The organism is Bradyrhizobium sp. USDA 10063 (genome assembly GCF_054063735.1).
In genome coordinates this window covers 6440306-6460614 of record NZ_JBSSGP010000002.1, presented here as the reverse complement: position 1 = coordinate 6460614, position 20309 = coordinate 6440306, and the positions used below count along the sequence as shown (strand labels likewise).

Annotated in this window: 18 protein-coding genes; 6 read left to right on the top strand and 12 right to left on the bottom strand. The window is 63.0% G+C overall.

All coding sequences use genetic code 11. The features are described 5' to 3' along the window. Positions 1-8: 8 nt before the first annotated feature. The 10 genes from ACVJGD_RS32555 to ACVJGD_RS32510 all read right to left on the bottom strand — a co-directional run bounded on the left by ACVJGD_RS32555 (position 9) and on the right by ACVJGD_RS32510 (position 11082). Positions 9-1742, bottom strand: a complete 1734-nt coding sequence (locus tag ACVJGD_RS32555; RefSeq protein ID WP_456638042.1) for a chemotaxis protein — start codon at positions 1740-1742, stop codon at positions 9-11. 4 nt (positions 1743-1746) lie between these two features. Continuing rightward, positions 1747-2838, bottom strand: coding sequence for a protein-glutamate methylesterase/protein-glutamine glutaminase (locus ACVJGD_RS32550; protein WP_456638041.1), 1092 nt, complete (start codon positions 2836-2838; stop codon positions 1747-1749). A 19-nt stretch (positions 2839-2857) separates the two neighbouring features. Continuing rightward, positions 2858-3700: a CheR family methyltransferase gene (locus ACVJGD_RS32545; protein WP_456638040.1), complete on the bottom strand. Its 843-nt coding sequence runs from the start codon at positions 3698-3700 to the stop codon at positions 2858-2860. A gap of 16 nt (positions 3701-3716) precedes the next feature. After that, positions 3717-4202 (bottom strand): chemotaxis protein CheW, encoded by a 486-nt coding sequence (locus ACVJGD_RS32540; protein WP_027580053.1) that lies wholly within the window; start codon positions 4200-4202, stop codon positions 3717-3719. 59 nt (positions 4203-4261) lie between these two features. Beyond that, positions 4262-6070, bottom strand: a complete 1809-nt coding sequence (locus ACVJGD_RS32535; protein ID WP_456638039.1) for a methyl-accepting chemotaxis protein — start codon at positions 6068-6070, stop codon at positions 4262-4264. Positions 6071-6153: 83 nt separating this feature from the next. Then, positions 6154-7851 (bottom strand): methyl-accepting chemotaxis protein, encoded by a 1698-nt coding sequence (locus ACVJGD_RS32530; protein ID WP_456638038.1) that lies wholly within the window; start codon positions 7849-7851, stop codon positions 6154-6156. A 38-nt stretch (positions 7852-7889) separates the two neighbouring features. Continuing rightward, on the bottom strand, positions 7890-8360 hold the full coding sequence (locus ACVJGD_RS32525; RefSeq protein ID WP_456638037.1) for a chemotaxis protein CheW: 471 nt from the start codon (positions 8358-8360) through the stop codon (positions 7890-7892). Continuing rightward, positions 8361-10403, bottom strand: a complete 2043-nt coding sequence (locus tag ACVJGD_RS32520) for a chemotaxis protein CheA (RefSeq protein WP_456638036.1) — start codon at positions 10401-10403, stop codon at positions 8361-8363. Beyond that, entirely contained in the window at positions 10400-10765 is a 366-nt protein-coding gene (locus ACVJGD_RS32515; protein ID WP_225115730.1) for a response regulator, read from the bottom strand. The genes ACVJGD_RS32520 and ACVJGD_RS32515 overlap by 4 nt, the downstream gene beginning before the upstream one ends. Continuing rightward, on the bottom strand, positions 10765-11082 hold the full coding sequence (locus ACVJGD_RS32510) for an STAS domain-containing protein (protein ID WP_456638035.1): 318 nt from the start codon (positions 11080-11082) through the stop codon (positions 10765-10767). The genes ACVJGD_RS32515 and ACVJGD_RS32510 overlap by 1 nt, the downstream gene beginning before the upstream one ends. Before the next feature lie 297 nt (positions 11083-11379). On the opposite strand from ACVJGD_RS32510, the gene ACVJGD_RS32505 reads away from it, so the two are divergent. After that, positions 11380-12462 (top strand): HD domain-containing phosphohydrolase, encoded by a 1083-nt coding sequence (locus tag ACVJGD_RS32505; RefSeq protein ID WP_456638034.1) that lies wholly within the window; start codon positions 11380-11382, stop codon positions 12460-12462. Positions 12463-12659: 197 nt separating this feature from the next. Beyond that, complete coding sequence (locus ACVJGD_RS32500) at positions 12660-12914, top strand: hypothetical protein (protein ID WP_456638033.1); 255 nt, start codon at positions 12660-12662, stop codon at positions 12912-12914. 338 nt (positions 12915-13252) lie between these two features. Here ACVJGD_RS32500 and ACVJGD_RS32495 read toward each other — a convergent pair whose 3' ends face one another. Then, positions 13253-13999, bottom strand: coding sequence for a hypothetical protein (locus ACVJGD_RS32495; RefSeq protein ID WP_456638032.1), 747 nt, complete (start codon positions 13997-13999; stop codon positions 13253-13255). 124 nt (positions 14000-14123) lie between these two features. Here ACVJGD_RS32495 and ACVJGD_RS32490 point away from each other — a divergent pair, with 124 nt between their 5' ends. From ACVJGD_RS32490 to ACVJGD_RS32480, 3 genes are all read left to right on the top strand, one after another. Further along, positions 14124-15308 carry an efflux RND transporter periplasmic adaptor subunit gene (locus ACVJGD_RS32490; RefSeq protein WP_456638031.1) on the top strand — a complete coding sequence of 395 codons (1185 nt, stop codon included), beginning with the start codon at positions 14124-14126 and terminating at the stop codon, positions 15306-15308. Next, positions 15305-18415 carry an efflux RND transporter permease subunit gene (locus ACVJGD_RS32485; protein WP_456638030.1) on the top strand — a complete coding sequence of 1037 codons (3111 nt, stop codon included), beginning with the start codon at positions 15305-15307 and terminating at the stop codon, positions 18413-18415. The genes ACVJGD_RS32490 and ACVJGD_RS32485 overlap by 4 nt, the downstream gene beginning before the upstream one ends. Before the next feature lie 315 nt (positions 18416-18730). Continuing rightward, the gene (locus tag ACVJGD_RS32480) at positions 18731-18892 is read left to right on the top strand and encodes a hypothetical protein (RefSeq protein ID WP_456638029.1); all 162 of its coding nucleotides are present in this window, start codon (positions 18731-18733) and stop codon (positions 18890-18892) included. A 421-nt stretch (positions 18893-19313) separates the two neighbouring features. Here the strand turns inward: ACVJGD_RS32480 and ACVJGD_RS32475 are convergent, their stop codons facing one another. Further along, entirely contained in the window at positions 19314-19457 is a 144-nt protein-coding gene (locus ACVJGD_RS32475; protein ID WP_456638028.1) for a hypothetical protein, read from the bottom strand. Positions 19458-19979: 522 nt separating this feature from the next. Between ACVJGD_RS32475 and ACVJGD_RS32470 the strand changes: the two genes are divergently transcribed. Continuing rightward, entirely contained in the window at positions 19980-20282 is a 303-nt protein-coding gene (locus tag ACVJGD_RS32470; protein WP_456638027.1) for a BA14K family protein, read from the top strand. Positions 20283-20309 lie beyond the last annotated feature (27 nt).

Genomic DNA, 20309 nt, shown 5'->3' with positions numbered 1-20309 from the left:
GCACCATCTCAGAACAGCAGCACGCCATCATCGATCACCTCGGCTTCGGGCCGGTGCGGCGCGCATTTTGACATCAAGCCGAAGCGCTGCAGAACATCCCGATGAACCTGCCGCTCCCGTTCCATCGTGTACTGAGCGAACAGATCGTCCAGCACCTCCTCATCGCTCGACGTCAGCGATAGATTTCCGGCGATTGCGCTCGACGCCTCGAGGCGCGCGGCAGCGGCCGGAAGGGACGCCGACGCCTCGCCGAGTGCCGTCATTAGATCCTGCGCACCACCCATCAAGGCCTCGAACTCGGCACCTTCGCGGACAAGCCGGTCCATCAGCCGACCGAGCCGCTCGTTGCCGGCCTCGATCTCCGCCAGCATTTGCAGGATGGAAGGCTCGAGCCTGGTCAATTGCGCGGGATTTCCGTGATCGCGCAGCTCCTTGAGATCGCCGGCAGCGCGTTCGATGCGGTCGAGGATCGGCTTCAGCCTGGAAGCGCCGGCGGAGACCTGATCCGCGGTCATCTTGAGCTCGTTGGCGATCACGACGAACGCATTGCCCTTCACGCCCAGATGGCCGGCCTTGAGGCTGGCGTTCATGCCAATAAGAATAATGTCAACGACGGCCTCGCCAAGGCCCGCGATGGCGAGACGAAACTTTCCAAGCGTGTCCTCCACGACGGAGACGGCAGCATCGACCGATCGGCCCGAGCTCTCGCAGGTCGCGATCAGTTCCGAGGCCTGCGCCAGCGTTTGCTTGATGACGGCAAGGAACGACGGCGCCTCGCCGTCCCGTCCGCCATACACCGAGCGACCTTGCGCGACGACGCCGGTGGCATCGGCAACAATGGCATTCAGCGAGCGGACGATCGCTCCGATGTCATCGCCGAATTCGCGCTCCGCATCCTTTAGTTGCGCGGCCTGGAGCTGACAGACGATTTGGGCACTTTGCCCGTTGGCACCCGCGTCCAACCCTGGAACGATGCTCGCCGCCCCGGTGGCACGCCGCAAGCCGCCGCAGACATGCTCCAGACGTTGTCGCGTGCTGTCGCCCGACTGCAGCGAGATGATCGCGCTGCCGACGGCATCGGCGATCTTCCTGGTGCTCCTGCCCGCCAACTCGACGAGATGGACGCTCTTGTCCTGCTGCTCGCGCATGCCCGCGTAGGCCGAGATCAGCCCGGCGCTCGCCGAGAGGAGTTGCTCCCGATAGAGCTTCTCGAATTCCTTCTGCCGATTGAGCGCGGTCTCGACCGCTACCGACAACAGCTTCTGGTCGCGCGCGCAGCCTTCGATCGAATGCTGGACTGATTGCCCGAGCTCAAACGCCTCTTTCGTGAAATCAAGGAAACTGTCGCGTTCGCCATCCAGCGACGCCGCCTCGATGCGCGCGCTGCGCGCGATGATGGAAATCATCTGGATGTGCTTGAAGAGCGGCGCGATCTGCGCGGATGCCGCCTCGGCATCCTCGCCGATCCGGCCGAGAAGCGCGCTTTCCGCGGGCAGGGCCTCGGCAAGCGCGTTCAGCCGGCCGGCAATATCCTGAAGCGCCGTCGAGGTGCCTTCGATTTCCGCTCCCGACATTTCGCGCGAGAGCCCGGTGAGCGCGCCCTCCAGCTCCTTGAACAGGGCGTGACCGCGACCGAGATGATTGCCGACCTTTGCAAAACTATCCTCGATGCGGGACGACACGTCCTCGACGGACGCAACCGCCGCAGCAACCGTATCTGTCTGGTTGTTGGGAGAGATCATCGCATCATTCCGTCAGCGCAGGTTGTCCGGCCTGGTGCCAGAGCATGATCTCTCGCGAAATCTGGCCGAGCGAGACCACCTTCTCCACGGCGCCGTGCGCGATCGCCTCTTTCGGCATGCCGAACACCACGCAGCTCTCTTCGTCCTGCGCGCGCGTCGCAGCGCCAAGCTTGCGCATCTCCAAAAGGCCCCTCGCGCCGTCATCGCCCATTCCCGTCATGATGATCCCGAGCGCATTGCGGCCGGCATATTGGGCCGCAGAACGGAACAGCACGTCGGCCGAGGGCCGATGCCGCGACACCGGCGGACCATCCTTGATGGCGATGCTGTAACGCAGGCCGGTCCGCTGCAGCAGCATGTGGCGGGCGCCGGGCGCGATATAGGCGCAGCCCGGCTGCACCGGCTCGCCGTCCTCCGCCTCCTTCACCGTGATCTGGCAGGCGGCGTTGAGACGCCTCGCGAATGCCGCGGTGAAGCCCTGCGGCATATGCTGGACGATCAGGATCCCCGGACAATTCGGCGGCAACATCTCCAGCACGTCGAGCAGCGCCTCGGTGCCGCCAGTCGAGACGCCGATGCAGACGATGCGCTCGGTGGTCGGCCGCGAACGTCCCTGGATCGGCGGCGGCATGATGGCATCCGCGGTCAGCTTCTTCTCGACGATGCGCCGCTGCAGGCGCGGCCGCACGCGCGCACGCGCGGCCGACTTCACGGCTTCGCGCAGCCGGCTCGAGCATTCCAGCAGTGCCTGCCGCGTATCGATCCGCGGCTTGGGAACGATATCCACCGCGCCGGCTTCGAACGCTTCGAACATCTGATCGGATCCCTCCTCGGTGAGCGAGGAGCAGATGATCACCGGGATCGGACGCTGCGCCATGATCTTGCGCAGGAAGGTGATTCCATCCATGCGTGGCATCTCGATGTCGAGGATGATGACGTCGGGAAGTTCGTTCTGCAGCCGGCGTGCCGCAGCGAACGGATCGGACGCGGTCGCCATCACCTCGATATCCGGATCCTCGCTCAGGATGGTCGTGAGAATTTGGCGCACCGACGCCGAATCGTCCACGATCAGCACGCGAAGTTTCTGCCTGGGCATTGCCGTGCGCTCCACGTTGCTAGACTCTAAAAATAGTGGGCTGTACCTGCTTCAATGTCGGCACCGTGTTGTGGATCATCGATTCGGAATGCCCCACCATCAGATAGCCTCCCGGCCGCAGATGGGAGCAAAGCTGATCGACGACCTTGCGCTGCGTCTGCCTGTCGAAATAGATCAGGACGTTCCGGCAAAAGATGATGTCGACGTCGCGGTCCACGGGATAGCTGGAGTCCATCAAATTCATCCGCATGAAATTCGTCAGTCGCCGCAACTCCGGCACCACGCGGACCTCGTTGCTTGACCGGTCCTTCGACGACAGGAAGTAGCGCTTGACGAATTCGGACGGGACCGGCGCGACGACGTCCCGCGTATAGATCGCGGTCTTGGCAAGCCGCAGGACCGCGGTCGAAATATCCGTTCCAAGGATGCGAAACTGGAACCTGGTGCCGGATCTCGCCATGTCGTCGAGAACCATCGCCGCCGTATAGGCTTCCATGCCGGTCGAGCAGGCCGCGCTCCAGATCTTCAGGCCGTGCGATCCGCGGCCGCGGGACTTCAGCAGCGCCGGCACCGCGACCTCCTTCAAGAAGGTGAAATGCGCCGGCTCGCGGAAGAAATCCGTCTTGTTGGTCGTGACCACATCGATCAGATGGGTGAGCTCGTTGTCGGGCAAGGCTTTATCGAACAGATGCTCGACATACTCGTTGAGCCCGGAATAGTTGAGCGCACGGACGCGCTTGTGCAGCCGCCCTTCCAGCATCAGCCGCTTGCCGGCAGGCAGCTTGATGCCCACCTGCCCCTCGATCAATTCTGCGATCGTGCGGAATTGACGATCGGATAGATGTATCCCGGCCCCCAGCATCGCCGATTTCGCAAATCTAGGCTGCGGCTGATGCGTCGACCCGGGCTTCGTCGGCGGGCACTTCCGCATCAGCCATCAATCGTGCGAGATCGAAGATGATGACGAACTTCTCTCCCTTGCGCCCGATGCCGGCGATATAGTCCGATTGCCAGCGTCCGCCGACCGAAGGCACGGGACCGATCGAGCCCTCGTCGATGTCGGTGACCTCGAACACGCAGTCCGCCACGAAGCCGACGCCGACCAGGCGGTCGTTCATCGGCACGTCCAGGATGATGATGCGCGTCGCCTCCGTCGCCGGCACGCTCGGCAGATCGAGCTTCAGCCTGAGGTCGACAATCGGATAGCCGCTCCCTCGCACGTCGATCATGCCGAGCATGAAATGCGGCGCGTGCGGCAGACGCGAAATCGGGCGCATGTCGAGGATTTCGCGAACGTTGCAGATGCTGATGCCGAAGGTCTCCCCGGCGAGACCAAGCGTCAGATATTGAGCGGTTCCGGCCATGTTGCGTCCTTCCGATCAGAGATCGCGGGGCCGGCCTTGAAGACCGGCCCCGCGTGTGGCTAGCGCTGAAAATCGGCGTCGCGATCGTCCTCGCCGTCTTCCATCGCGAAGGCGAAGCCGCCACCGCCGGCGGCCGCCTTGAGCGCACGCGCCGGCTTGGCGGCAGGTTTCTTGGTGTTGCGATCAGCGGCTGCCATGCTTGCGGCTTTCGCGCGGAGCTGGCCGACAGCCCGGTCGACCGGCATCGCTGCCGCCGGCTTGTCCTTTGCCTGGTCGATGCGGAAGTAGGCAATCGTCGACTGCAACTGTTCGGCCTGGGACGCAAGTTCTTCCGAGGTCGAGGAGACCTGCTCGGATGCGCTGGCGTTCTGCTGGCCGACCTTGTCGAGTTGCTGGATCGCCTGGTTGATCTGCGCCGAGCCGACATCCTGCTCGCGGCAGGCCGCGGTGATCTCCTCCACCAGCTCCGCCGTCTTCTTGATATCCGGCACCAGCTTGGCCAGCATGCCGCCGGCCTCCTGTGCCACCTTTACGCTCTCTCCCGACAGCGTGCCGATCTCGGCCGCGGCCGCCTGGCTGCGTTCGGCGAGCTTGCGGACTTCGGAAGCGACCACCGCAAAGCCCTTGCCGTGTTCGCCGGCACGGGCCGCCTCGACCGCGGCGTTCAGGGCCAGGAGGTCGGTCTGGCGCGCGATCTCCTGCACGATGGTGATCTTCTCGGCGATCGTCTGCATCGCCTCGACGGCGCGGCCGACCGCCGCGCCGCTCGCTTCGGCATCCTTCGCCGACTGCGCCGCGATCTTCTCGGTCTGATTGGCGTTCTCGGCATTCTGCTTCACATTGGCCGCCATTTCCTCCATCGAGGAGGATGCTTCTTCGGCCGAGGACGCCTGCTCCGTCGCGCCTTGCGAGAGCTGTTCGGCGCTGGCGGAAAGCTCCTGGCTGCCGGCCGAGACGTTCTGTGCCGCCGTCAGCGCTTCCGCGACGATCATGCGGAGCTTCTCGACCATGCGCTCCAGCGCCATGCCGAGCGTATCCTTGTCCGACAGGCGCTTGGCATCGACGATGAGATTGCCCTGCGCGATCTCGTTGGCCATGGCCGCCGTTCCGTTGAGGTTCACGGTCATCGCATTCAGCGACTTGACGAGGTCGCCGATCTCGTCGTTGCTGACGACGTCTATCTTCTGGCTGAGATCACCGATCGCAACCGCATCGGCGAGGTTTACGGCACGGCTGAGCCCGCGGCTGATGTTGAGCGCAATCCAGGTCGCCGCCGCCACCGCGATCAAGAAGGAGGCGATCACCAGGATGATCAACAGCATCTCCGCACGCGCCCCGTCCTGCCTTGCCTGTTCGGTCTGGTCGGCCATGGCCTGCTTCACGAGAGAGATGTAGGCATTTGCGGCCGCCAGTGCGTCAGCCACGACCTTGCGGCCATCGTTCATCGAACGGTCGGTCGCCGCCAGCTTGTCGACCCTCGCGAGGCGAATCGTCTCGTCCTGATAGGCATTCATCTTGACGTAGGCGGCCGAAAAGCCATCGATCAGCTTTTTGCCTCTGTCGGTCGCTCCGGCATAGATATCGTCTCTGGTCTTGAGCAGCGGCTCGCGAATCTTCGCCAACTCAGCGACGAACTGATCATAGTCCTTTTCCGAAGCGATGATGGCGTTCTTCTCCGCCCGCACCTGAAGCAGGATGCCCTTTTCAAGCTCGGCGGCCTTGTCCATGCGTCCGGCCCGCGAAACGAGGATCTCGGCCGTGTTGACCATGTCGCCGAGCTTGAGATAGCCCACCGCGCCCGCGACCATGGATAACAGGATGACAAGGCCAAAGGCGCCGGCCAGCTTTGCTTTGACGGTAAGTCTCATTTCAACCCCCAAGAGAAATGCCCGAGTCGTTGGCCGGATTGCGAGCAATCCGACCTGCTAATCACCAACTGACGCGTCGCCCCTCAGCGCTGAAAGTCAGCGTCGCGATCGTCCCCGTGTTCATCCAGCGCGAAAGCGAAACCACCGCCATTGGCAACCTTGAGCGCGCGGCGGCCCTGCGGCTTGGTCTCGGTGACGGGCGGCTTCCTGGCGCCGCGATCCGCGGCGGCCATTGTCGCGGCCTTTGCGCGCAATTGGCTGACCGCCTTGTCGATCGGCGCGGTGGCGGCCTTCCGGCCATGGTCGATGCGGAAGAAGGCGATCGTCGACTGCAACTGTTCGGCCTGCGAGGCGAGTTCTTCCGAGGTCGAGGAAACCTGCTCGGATGCGCTGGCATTCTGCTGGCCGACCTTGTCGAGCTGCTGGATCGCCTGATTGATCTGCGCCGAGCCGACATCCTGCTCGCGGCAGGCCGCGGTGATCTCCTGCACCAGGTCCGCGGTCTTCTTGATATCGGGCACGAGCTTCGCAAGCATGCTGCCCGCCTCTTGCGCGACCTTCACGCTTTCCGTCGACAGCGTGCCAATCTCGGCGGCCGCTGCCTGGCTGCGTTCGGCGAGCTTGCGCACTTCGGAGGCGACCACCGCAAAGCCTTTGCCATGCTCGCCAGCACGCGCGGCCTCGACCGCCGCATTCAGGGCCAGGAGATCGGTCTGCCGCGCGATCTCCTGCACGATGGTGATCTTTTCCGCGATGGTTTGCATCGCTTCGACAGCCCGGCCGACGGCGCCGCCGCTGGCTTCGGCGTCCTTGGCCGATTGCGCCGCGATCTTCTCGGTCTGGTTGGCGTTGTCGGCATTCTGCTTCACATTGGCGGCCATCTCCTCCATGGAGGAGGAGGCTTCTTCAGCCGAAGACGCCTGCTCGGTCGCGCCCTGCGAGAGCTGCTCGGCGCTGGCGGAAAGCTCCTGGCTTCCGGCCGAGACATTCTGCGCCGCGGTCAGGGCTTCCGACACGATCTGCCGGAGTTTTTCTACCATCACGTTCAGCGATTTGACGAGATCGCCGATCTCGTCATTGCTGGCATTGGGAATAGTCTGGCTGAGATCGCCGTCGGCGACTGCGCCTGCAAGACCGACCGCGCGTCCCAGCGAGCGGCTGATGCTGATCGAAATCCAGAGCGCCGCCGCGATCGCAACCGCAAGCGAGACGCCGATCAGGGTCATCAGCAATAGCTGCGCCTGATGGCCCTCCTCCTTCGATTGGGCCGCCTGCTGAGCCAGTTGCTTCTTTGTGTTCGTGACATAGGCGCCCATCGCGTCGAGTGTATCGGCGACGACCTTGCGTCCCTCGTGCATCGAACGCTCCGTGGCCTTGGCCTTGTCGGTCTTCGCCAGCTTGAAGGTATCTTCCTGGAAGGCGTTCATCTTGGCGTAGGCTGCCGCGAACGTGTCGAGCAGCTTCCTGCCGGTCTCGCTCGCCAGCGCATAGACCTCGTCCCTGGTCTTCATCGCCGCTTCGCGAGTCTTCGCTGCCTCCGCGGCAAACTGTTCGGCGTCAGCTTCCGTCCCCAGAATCGCATTCTTCTCCGCTCGAAGCTGGAGCAGGATGTCCTTCTCGATCTGGGTCGCTTTCTCCATCCGCGTGGCGCGCAGCACCATGCTGTCGGCGGTCGCCATCATATCGCCGAGCTTCATGTACGCTACGCCGCCCGCGACCGCGGACAGGGTGATGATTAGGCCGAACGCTGTGGCCAGCTTGGCCTTGACCGTAAATCTCATGTGCAGCCCCTAACCCCAGTCTCGCCCCCGAGACTTCCTCAATTCAGGATACGTTCCATGTTCGGTACGATGACGAACTCTTCACGCCACTTGGTGATGAAGCGGATGAACTCCGGCTTCCAATGCATGCCCACGCGCGGCGTCTGCTGCACGTCAGTCCGCGAGATCTCGGTGACCTCGTAGACCTTGTCGGCGGTGACACCGAGCAGGACCGGCTCGTTGTCGATCTCGACTTCGATCACCACGATCCGCGTCTCCGCGGAGTCCTCTGTCCGAGGCATTCCGAAGCGGATGCGCAGGTCGGCGAGCGGAATGACGTTGCCGCGTACGTTGATGACGCTGGCCACGAACGACTTCGCACCGGCGACCTTCGTTGCCGGAATCGGATCGATGATCTCCCGCACCAAGCCGGCATCGAGCGCGAATTTCTCGTCGCCGAGCCCGATCATGACCACCTGCATCGAACCGTCCTGGACGGCCCCGGCGTCTTGCTGCGAATCTGTCGCCATCTATGCCGCCTCGCTCATCTGCTGCTTTTCCGCTCGCGACTGCGCCAGCGCAACGAGCTGCGCCACGTCGAGAATAAGCGCCGCGGTGCCGTCACCCAGGATGGTCGCGCCGGAAAAGATCGTGACGTCGGAATGCAGCTTCGAAAGCGACTTGATGACGGTCTGGTGATTGCCGATGATCTGATCGGCAACCAGCCCGACGCGGGTCTCCCCGGTCGAGATGATGATCGTCTTCTGATGCTGTCCGGGCGAGCCAGGCACGTCGAGAATGTCGCGGAGCCGCAGGAAGGGCACGAGATTACCGCGCACGTTGAGGAAATTGCGCCCGCGCGAACGCTCGTCCTCCGCCGTGAGCTCGACGCACTCTTCGACTGCCGAGAGCGGAATGATGTAGCGTCCCTCGCCGACCCGGATCAAAAGCCCCTCGATGATCGCGAGCGTCAGCGGCAGGCGCAGCGTGACGCACGTCCCCTCGCCGGCTTTCGTCGACAGATCGATCGAGCCGCGCATGTTTTCGATGGTGCGCTTGACCACGTCCATGCCGACGCCGCGCCCGGACAGCGCCGAGATGGTCTGGGCGGTCGAGAACCCCGGATGGAACAGGAATTGATGAATCTCGTGATCCGACATCGCCGCGCCGGGCGCAATCAGCCCCTGCTCTTCCGCCTTGGCGCGGATGCGCGCCGTGTTGAGGCCGCCGCCATTGTCCTTGACGGTGACGAGGACCTGCGCGCCGGAATGGATCGCATAGAGCTCGATCCGTCCCTGCTCGGTCTTGCCGGCCGTCGCGCGAGTCTCGGAATCCTCGATGCCGTGATCGATCGCATTGCGGATCAGGTGCACGAGCGGATCGGCGAGACATTCGATCATGGTCTTGTCGAGCTCGGTGTCCTCGCCCGAGGTGACGAATTCGACCGGCTTGCCGAGGTCGCGGGACAGATCGTGGACCAGTCGTCGGAAGCGCCCGAACAGGGAGCCGATCGGAACCATCCGCGCGCCCATGGTGGTGTCGCGCAGGCTCGCCGCCAGCCGCTCGATCTCCTCCGCGATCATCTTGATCGAAAGATCAGAGCCGGCCGCGGCCAACTGGCTGAGCCGCGCCTGGGCAATGACGAGCTCGCCAACCCGGTCCATCAACTCGTCAAGACGTTCAGCCTGCACCCGGACCGTGGCGATGCCACGATCTTCCGCGCGCTTCGGCTCCTCGCGCTTCCGCTCCTGCGGCATGGCCGGCTCCGCCGCAGCGGAGACCGGGGCAGCAGCCGGCACTGGGGCCGGAGGAGCCACCGGCTGGGCTTCCGCCGCCGGCATTGCGAGCGGCGGCGCGGCGCGCTCGACCTGCGCCAGCGGCACCAGCGTCAGCTTCATCTCGTCCTGCACGAACATGAAGACGTCGTCGATGGCGGCCTTGTCGCAACCGCTATGCAGCGTGACGTCCCATTTCAGGTAGCAGTCTTCGGGCTCCAGATCGTCCAACAGCGGCACGCCGTCGGTGAGCGGTACGACGAAGCAGGGGCCAAGCTTGCAGAGATCATCCAGGAGGTCGAGCGGATTGGAGCCGTTGCGGAGAATATGCGACTCGAACTCCAGGCGGAGTTGCCAGCCCGCCGGCCGGCTCTCGCTTACCACCGGCGTGTCGGCCTCGGACTCGACCGGCAGCACCTGCTCGACGGGCGAGACGAAGCGCTTCAGATCATCCAGGATGGCGTCGCCGATGATCGAATCGGCGCTATCAGGCGCTTCGATCAGGGCGCGGATGTAGTCCTTTGCGGCCAGCGCGACCGCGATCAGTTCCTGGGTCGGCTTGATCTCGCCTTTGCGGACCAGCTCGAAGGCTGTCTCAAATTCGTGGGTGAACGCGGCGACCTTGTCGAAGCCGAACATCGCGCCGGAGCCCTTGATGGTGTGCAGGGCGCGAAACGCCGAGTCCACCAGTTCGCGGTCATCGGGACGCAGGCCAAGATCCAGCAAGGCCGCTTCGAGGGTTTCGAAGAGCTCGCTCGCCTCCTGACGGAATATCTCCGTCGGGTCCATGCTGCTCATGACCGCACCAGCTTGTTGACCACCGCGAGCAGTTGCTCAGGCTTGAAAGGCTTGGTGATCCACCCGGTGGCGCCGGCGCTCTTGGCTTCCTGCTTCAGCGCGTCGTTGGACTCCGTGGTGAGGAAGACGATCGGCAGGCCGACCTGCGACGGCAGCTTGCGCAGCGCCCGTATCAATTCGAGGCCGTTCATGACCGGCATGTTCAGGTCGGTGATCACGAGATCGAGCTTGCCCGCCTGCGCCTTCGCCAGGCCCTGCGCGCCGTCGCCCGCCTCGATCACATTGTGACCGGCCGGCTCGAGAACGACCTTGATCATCTGGCGGATGCTGGGGGAGTCATCGACCGTCAGGACTGTAGCCATCACGCGCCATCCTTCTTGTGAAAATGCTGGTCGATCATCGCCTCGCTGGAGAAGCCCGCGCGGCGAAGGGTGTTGCGAAGGCTTTGCGAGAACGCAGTCAGGACGACCGGACGGCCCTGCGCCTTGCCGGTTTCCGCGGTGGAAAGCAAAAGCTGGATCGACGTGACGTCGGCCTTGTCGACAGCGGAGCAGTCGATCTCGAGCCGATCATTGCGGCTGAAGGCCTCGCGGATCGTTTCATAGACCTGACGGATCGACGCGATGCTGCAATCCGGTGGCAATTGTAGCCACCGTTTGGGCTCTGTCACTTCAGCCATTCGCCGTCCCCCGCATTCCCAGTGATTCGCTTTGAGTGCGAATGCGAATCTCTTTCGGCTGAAGTATCGGCAGAGATGGTGATTAAGATGTTAATCAACTGCGATCTCGATTCCAGGCGAGACGCCCGTACGAATACGGTGCCGAGGACTCGATGGGTAGCCTGGTACGATTCGCGCATGCATTCGCGCGCATCGAGAAGGCTACGCAATTGACGATTGTCGCGCTTAGGTCGGCGTTAAGAGCCCCCACTGTAGCTCTTGATCTCGTACAACCGACCGTTGCGTACCCGGACACCGATGCTTACACAAGCGCTTCTCGTTGACGACAGCCGTTCTGTCCTCGACTTCCTCAAGCGGCTCCTGGAAGCCGACGGCACCGTGCAGGTCACGGCGTACACCGATCCGCTGCAGGCGATGACGTCGGCGATGCAACGCCAGTACGACATCGTCCTCGTGGACTATGAGATGCCGAGAATGGACGGCGTCACATTCATCCGCGAACTTCGCGCGCTCCAGAACTTCGCCAACATTCCGATCGTGATGATCACCTCGATACAGACGGATGACGTGCGGATGAAGGCGCTCGAGGCCGGCGCCACCGATTTCCTGCCGAAGCATCCGCAAACCCTGGAAACCCGGGTTCGGCTGAGAAATCTCATTCGGCTCGGCATTGCCGTTCGGCAACTGAATGACCGCGCTGCCGACCTCGCCCGGGAAGTCGCCAGCGCCACGCAGAAGCTGCAGGAGCGCGAGGAGGAGATCATTCTGCGTCTCGCGCTCGCCGTCGAATATCGCGACAACGACACCGGGGAGCATACGCTTCGCGTGGCAAAATACAGCCGCATGATCGCCGAAGAGCTGGGCCTGCCGTCCCGACTCATCCGCGACATCTACCTTGCGGCCCCCCTGCACGACGTCGGCAAGGTCGCGATACCGGACAGCATCCTGCTCAAGCCGGGCCGGCTGAATGCGGAGGAGATCGCGATCATACGCACCCACGCTGCGATTGGCGGGCGCATCCTTGCCGACAGCCATTGCGAGCTGATCCAGCTCGGAGCCGAGATCGCTGCCGCTCATCACGAGCGCTGGGATGGCAGCGGCTATCCGAGCGGGCTCAAGGGAGCTGACATTCCGATCGCGGCCCGCGTCGTCGCGGTCGCCGACGTCTTCGATGCGCTGACGATGAAGCGCCCTTACAAGGACCCGATGCCGCTTGCGGACGCCCGTCGTTACCTTGAGGACAACAAGGCGCGCCAATTCGATCCCGCCTGCGTCGAGGCCTTCCTGTCGCGCTGGAACGAAGTCGTGACGATCGCCACCGCGCAACATGCAATGGCGCCATGGCAGGCCGAAATGCGTACGCTTTCGACGGCCGTCTAGTTTCAACTGAAATCAAAGCTGCTCGGCTGTGTAACATCGTTGCGAGCAGGCGCCTCCTCTTCGCAACGTGCTCACGAATGCGCTCACGCGCCATTGAGAGAACGTGAGGAGATTCTCTCTTTAAACAGCGCGCCGCAATCCGCACTTGCGAAGGGGAGCCACGCTCCATTGGCTCCGCTTCCTGATGGAGAACACCTATGTCTGCAATCAAGTTCTTGTCGATCGCGCTGGTCGCTGCGGCGACGCTTGCGACTCCTGCTATGGCTCGCGAACACACGCGGCACGTGGCGCGTGCCGCCGCCGTTGCGGCGCCGGAGCAAGTCTATGTCGGCGGACCGGGCTGCGTTCCTGCCCCGCGCGTCGGCGCGTTTGCGTCGCAGCCCTGGACCGACGGCAACGTTCCCTGTGAACCTGGCACCGGCTACGGCTACTACGGCTACGGCTATTATTGATCCGGTCGCTTTGTGCCACGGTCGAACGCTGGCCGTCACTGGCTGGAAATCGAGTGTCCTGTCAGTCAAGCTGACAGTCGAAATTGAAGAGGCCGGACCGCTGATGCGGTCCCGGCCGCTTTCTTTATTCATAGTATCGTAGATTCAAGCCCGAAGGTCCGTCGATTAGCGCCGCGTTATCGCTCCGCGCCGCGCGTTGGCCGCACACAAAAATTCCAAGCGATATCTCGCTGCATTCCTAAAGACGAATTTAGTGGATGCGTGGCCGAACGCGCCTACGTTCAGCCCGTCGGAGAACTCGGTCGGCTGACTGGCCGGCGCCGTCGAAGCCGGGCGCTTCATTCGCGGAGAGCAAGTGTCATGACGAGACGATTGACGGCGGTCTTGGTGACGGCCCTTCTTCCTGCATTGTTCGCGGGGAATGCCGCTGTCGCGCAAGTGACGGGCATGGCGACCCCGACTCCGACGCTCGACGCAACCTCGCCGCTGGGCAGCGCGGGCTCGCCGATCTCGCCAACGGGAATTCCGTTGGGTGCGACCGAGCTCTCATCTCCGGGAGTCAGTCCGCTCGCCGCTCCTGCGACCGGCACCATCGCCATTCCAAGCAGCGGCACGGTCTGCTCGACGGTTGGAACAGCGCCTGCCCAAATGTTCGGATCGACCGCCACCTTCGACGGCGCCGGGATGGCAATCGGATCGAACGCGCCTGCGACCGCGGCGATGGCGGGCAATACGGCCGCAACGCCGGGCATGTCACCTGCGATCTCAACGACATCGGGTGTGTCGACGACGTCAGGCACGCTGGAGAGCTCGGGAATGGCGACCGCGTCCGGCATCATCGACACGTCGGGCACGTCGGGGATGTGCGGCTCGGGGTCGACCAGCGTCACTGCATCATCGACGCCGTCATCGACCTCGCCCACGACAATAGGCGGCGTCAATCGAACCGGCATTCCCCTCGACTCGTCCGAGATCAGCAATCTCGGCGTCAGCTCGGCGGCGCCGGTGCCGACACCCGGCGTATCGCCTCTCCCAGGCGTCGTTGGACCGGTTGCGGCCCTCCCGACCGTGCCGACGGTTCTCACTCCTGCTCCAACCGCCTCCACCTCCACGATGGCGGGGAGTGCCTGCTCAATCCTCACGGCGGGCACCGTTACGTCAGCGGCAGCTATTCCGGGTTGCTAACAAACCACTCAGCGAAGCCAGGCCATGAAGAAGAAGATCGTTGTTGGTGCCGTCATGCTGACCGCCGCAGTGGCGACGGTCGGCCTGCTCCACGCCATGCATGACTTCCCGTTCGAGACGGCCGCCGCCGCGCCGGCTCGGCCGTCCCCGGTACCGATCGTCGCCGGAACGGTCACCCAGCATGACGTGCCGATCTATCTGACCGGCGTCGGCACCGTGATCGCCTACAACACCGACGTGGTGCGCGCCCAGATCCAGGGCCAGATCTTCACCATCAACTTCACCGAAGGCCAGCATGTGCATGCCGGTGACCTGCTGGCACAGATCGATCCGCGCCCCTATCAGGCGCTGATCGATCAGTACACCGGAGCGCTCGAACGCGATCAGGCGCAACTCGCCAACGCCAATGCCAACCTCGTCCGTTACAGCCAGTTGGGAGCCAAGGGCTGGGCGACGCCGCAACTGATCGAAACCCAGAAAGCGCAAGTCGGGCAGCTGCAGGGCGCGATCACAACCGACAAGGCGTTGATCGAGGCCGCAAAGGTGCAGCTCAGCTTCACGCGCCTGACTTCACCGATCGACGGTGTGGTCGGGATCCGCCAGATCGACGTCGGCAACATCATCAGCCCGTCGAGCACGAACGGTCTTTGCGTCGTGACCCAGCTCGATCCGATTTCCCTGATCTTCACGCTACCGGAGACGGTTCTGCCGCAAATCCAGAAGCAGCAGCAGATCACCAAGGCGCCGCTGACGGTCCTCGCCTATAACCAGGACGACACGATCCAGCTCGGTCAGGGCCAGCTCGGCCTCGTCAACAACGAGATCCTGCAGACCACGGGGTCGATCCAGCTCAAGGCCAATTTCTCCAACAAGCAGAACAAGCTCTGGCCGGGCGAACTCGTCAACGCGCGGCTGCTGCTCGACACCCGGCACAACGGCCTCACCGTGCCCGCGGCGGTCATCCAGCAAGGTCCGAACGGCGCCTATGCGTGGGTCGTCAACCCCGACAACACCGTTGCGATCCGTCAGGTCAAGGTGGCGGAAATCAGCGACGGACAGGCGCTGATCGATTCCGGGCTCTCGGCAAATGAGCGGGTGGTCGTCGACGGCCAATACAAGCTGCAGCCGGGTACACATGTCATCGCTCTCCACGGCAAGGCAGCCGAGGAAGCCGCCGCGCAGGACGCAATGCAGACGCCAATCCCATGAATATTTCCGCACCGTTCATCCGACGGCCGATCGCGACCGCCCTGCTCATGGTGGGGTTGTTGGCAGCAGGCCTCGTCGCCTATCCACTGATGCCGGTGGCGGCGCTGCCGAACGTCAACTATCCCACGCTGACGGTGACCGCACAGTTGCCCGGCGCCGATCCCCAGACCATGGCGTCTTCGGTGGCATCGCCGCTCGAATTGCAGTTCGGCGAAATCCCGGGCCTCACCCAGATGACCTCGGCAAGTGCGCTGGGCTACACCCAGATCACGCTTCAGTTCGACCTCAACCGCCAGATCGACGGCGCGGTGAGCGACACGCTGTCGGCCATCAACGCCGCTTCTCCGTATTTGCCGACGGGCCTGCCGTATCCGCCGACGATCCGCAAGGTCAATCCCGCCGACACGCCGATCCTTGTGCTCGGCATCACCTCGGACAGCCTGCCGCTCACCACGGTGGACGCCTATGCCGAGAACATCCTGCTGCAGAAGATCTCGCAGATTTCCGGCGTCGGCCTGGTCGGCGTCGGCGGCCAGCAGAAAGCCTCCGTCCGCATACAGGTCGACCCCGAGGCATTGGCCGCCCGCGGCATCAATCTCGAGGATCTGCGGACGGTGCTGGGCCAGGCCAATGTCGATCTGGCAAAAGGCACGCTCAACAGCCCGCGCCAGACCTACACGCTCAACACCAATGACCAGCTATTCAAGCCCGACCAGTACGCCGACCTCGTCGTCGCCTATCGCAATGGATCTCCGGTCCGCATCCGCGATATCGGACGCGCGATCAGTGCGCCGGAAAACGATCTGATCGCCGGCTGGTACAACAACCAGCGGGCGATCATCCTGGCGATCCAGCGCCAGCCCGGCGCCAATGTCGTCGATACGGTCGCGCGCATCAAGGCGATGATGCCGGTGCTGCAGGCCTCGATTCCCGCCGGCATCAAGATCAACGTCATTTCAGACCGCACCGACACCATCCGCGCATCGATCGCCGACGTGCAGTTCACGCTGCTGTTGACGGTCGCGCTCGTCGTCATGGTGATCTTCATCTTCCTGCGCAGCTTCTGGGCGACCATCATTCCGGCCGTCACCGTACCGCTGTCCCTGATCGGCACTTTCGCGATCCTTTACGAAATGGGCTACAGCCTCGACAATTTGTCGCTGATGGCCCTGTCGATCGCGGTCGGCTTCGTGGTGGACGACGCCGTCGTCGAGATCGAGAACATCACGCGGCACATCGAGGAAGGCCTCTCGCCCTATGACGCGGCGATGAAGGGATCCGGCGAGATCGGCTTCACCGTCATGGCGATCACGTTTTCGCTCATCGCCGTCTTCATCCCTCTGTTCCTGATGAGCGGCTACGTCGGACTATTGTTCCGCGAGTTCGCGATCACGGTGAGCGTGGCGCTCGTTCTCTCGCTGGTGATCTCGCGCACGCTAACGCCGATGATGTGCGCATACCTGCTCAAGCCCGAGAGCGAATCGCACGGCCGGCTCTATCGATTGTCCGAGCGCGGATTCGACGCGCTGCTGAACCTCTATGAGGCGGGCCTCAGGATCGTGCTGCGTCACCGCTTCATCACGCTGATGGTGATGCTCGGCACCATCGCGCTGACCGGCTATCTCTACGTCGTCATTCCCAAGGGCTTCTTTCCCGAGCAGGACACCGGGCTAATCCTCGGCCAGTCGGAAGCCTCGCAGGATATCTCATTCAGGGCGATGGCCCAGCGCCAGCAAGCCCTGCTCGATGTCATCATGCGGGACCCGGCTGTCGCCTCGGTCGGGGCCGCGGTGGGCGCCGGCGGTGGTGTCTACACCGTCAATGACGGGCGGGTTTACATCCAGCTCAAGCCTGCCGACCGGCGTGATCCGATCGACAAGGTGATCGCGCGGCTGCGGACCAACCTCGCGAAGATCCAGGGCGTGACGCTCTACATGCAACCTGCACAGGACATCACGGTCGGAGCCCGGCTCAACAAGACTCAGTTCCAGTACACGATGAACGATGCCGATCCGGGCGAGCTGACCCGTTGGGCGTCCCTGTTCCTCGACAAGATCAGGACCATCCCGTCGATTACCGATGTCACGACCGACCAGCTCAATGCCGGGCCGCTGCTCGACATCACCATCAAGCGCGAGGTCGCCTCGAGCTACGGCATCCTGCCCTACACCATCGACAACACGCTGGACGATGCGTTCGGTCAGCGCATCGTCTCGACGATCTACACCACGCTGCAGCAGTACCATGTTGTCATGGAGGTCAACCCGAAGTTCCAGTACTCGCCCGACGCGCTCAACGGCATCTATGTGAAATCTTCGAGCGGGCAGCAGGTGCCGTTATCGACGCTGGTCGATTCGGTCGTGAAGGTCTCGCCGCTCGTCGTCAATCACCAGGGCCAGTTCCCGTCGGTGACGATCTCGTTCAACCTCGCGCCGGGTGCTGCGATCGGCCAGGCCGTGAGCGCCATCCAGGCGGTCGAGAAGGAGCTGCATCCGCCGCTCTCGCTGCAGACCAGCTTCCAGGGCAACGCCCAGGCCTTCGGCGCCTCGCTGTCGAGCACGCCGATCCTGATCCTCGCTTCGCTGTTCGTGATCTACCTGATCCTCGGCATCCTCTATGAAAGCACGATCCATCCGATCACCATCATCTCGACCCTGCCATCGGCCGGCGTCGGCGCGCTGCTCCTGCTGATGGCGGCCCATCTCGATCTGACCGTGATCGCGATTGTCGGTCTCATCCTGCTGATCGGCATCGTCAAGAAGAACGGCATCATGCTGGTCGATTTCGCGATACATGCCGAGCACAATGAAGGGCTCAGCACGGAAGAAGCGATCTACCAGGCCTGCATCAAGCGGTTCAGGCCGATCCTGATGACCACGATGGCGGCAATGCTCGGCGCGGTACCGATGATGGTGGGCACGGGCGCCGGCTCGGAGATCAGGCAGCCGCTCGGCTATGCCATTGTCGGCGGTCTCGCGCTGTCGCAGATCCTCACGCTGTACACCACGCCAGTGGTCTATCTCTATCTCGACCGGCTGCAAATCTGGCTGTTCGGGGAGAAGGACGCAGCAGCCTCCGCCCATCCCCAGGCAACGCCGGCGGAATGAGACGACGCCGGCCGCCGCTACGCACGTCCAGTGCAAGGCGATCAAACAAAAGGCGGCGGACCGTGCATGGTCCACCGCCAGGTCGTACCCGTTAGTGCGGGGAGACTAGGGTACTAGAGCGCGAACGGTGTGAGCCTAGGTGGGGGACATTGCACGTGTATTTCCCGTCGGCACGACGATTGCCAAAACGAACGACCGAGCAAGCGCGCAACGCATCGTTCCAACACAGATGACTCACTCCCGACTTTGTGAACTCGTCATCGTGTACTGCGTACCTACATGGTTGTTTGAAACTATTAGTTGCGGAGTGAGACGATGCTGAGCAAGGAATATTCGAGCACAGCCCAGACCTTGCGCCGGGTCGCGCAAAGCACGAGCGATCCGGCAATCGCCGATCGTCTCAAGGTTCTTGCCGAGAGCTATGAGCGGCGGGCTGAGATGGCAGCACACGTCGATGCCGATTCGGCCAAGCATTAGGTTCGGGCGGCCGATTGCGGCCGAGCTTGAGGCGCGATCAAACTCGCCTGCGAATGCCAACGGCTTGTTCGCTGCTCCGTTCAGAGTGTGTGGGACGTCGAATTTTACAGCCGTGGGGGCCTAGCGACACGCAGTCGCATGTGAATTGTTGGGTCACTTGCGATCGTGTCGAACGGTAGATCGGCAAGGAAATTGGAAATAGCGACGACAGCGCGGCAGCAACACGTGCCGCCTGATCATTCAACTTCTCTCCTGGACAAAAAAAGTTTGAAGTCTCCGCGAAAGCGCGGAAGGGGAGATCAATCAACCGATCAATGTAACGCAGTCTCGCGCCGCTTCAACGACGCGCGAGCTTCGCGCGTCGTTACATCGCGGGAGCATGATGACTTTCAATCAAAGGCCCAAGAAACGCGGCTTTCACTTAGTTGTAACCGCTGGTGCCGGGCGACGAGCCGCCGAATTGAGAATCGCCGGTACCGCTCAACGTGGTCGGACCGTCCGGATCTCCGTTCGGATTGCCGTAGTTCGGATGCAGGACCACCGGCGGAGCAGCGTCCCTGTACATGGGGTAGCTCCTGACCAACGGTTCATGACGCACCGTATTGGCGAATGCATACGTGCTTGAGAGCATGGACGCAGCGACCACTGCGATCATTGCGACTTTCATGGCTTTGTCCTTTCGGGTGGTGACACAAGGAACGTCAGACAAAGGACAAGGTGGGGTTCTTTCTCGGCGGTCCCACTAAATTCGCGTTTAAGGCCGCTGCACAACGAGCCCAGAGAATCGCTGGCCGGTGACATTGCGTGAAAGCGCTTTGCTCGTTCGCATTTCGCTGCTTCGTGATGGACAGTCGCGCCACGGATCCCGTTGGCGCTCGCTCGCGCCGTCAACTCGAGTTGAGGAATCGTAAAGGCGAATTTAATGGGATGCGCTCGCAGGCCACTTAGATGCTGAATCGAAAGATCCGAGCGTTCGGATAGCCCCAACACGAGAAGCTCGCGTTTGACGGCGCGCACCGCCTGGCGGTGCGTCACGCGAACCTGCGCGCGCCGATCGAGCTTTCGTATCGATCGATGGAGAATCTCAATGACCTCACTCAAGATCCTCGCGGCCGCCGCGCTGCTATCGGCGACAGCCGCAACACCAGTATTCGCCCAGGCCGCCATCCAGGAGCCCGGACTGTATGCGTTCTATCATCCCAATGCGGACATCCTGAACGGCGGCGCGCCCACGCCCGCCGCCAGGCTGGCATCAGAGCCACCTTATGTTCTGCAAAACTATAACGAAGCGGCCAGCGGCATCGGCACCTGCGCGCAGCGCCACCGCTCGTACAATCCCGCGACCGGCACGTTCCTTGGCCGTGACCGTCGTCGCTATCGGTGCGAATGATGCGGGTTCAGGGACGGACTCATTCTG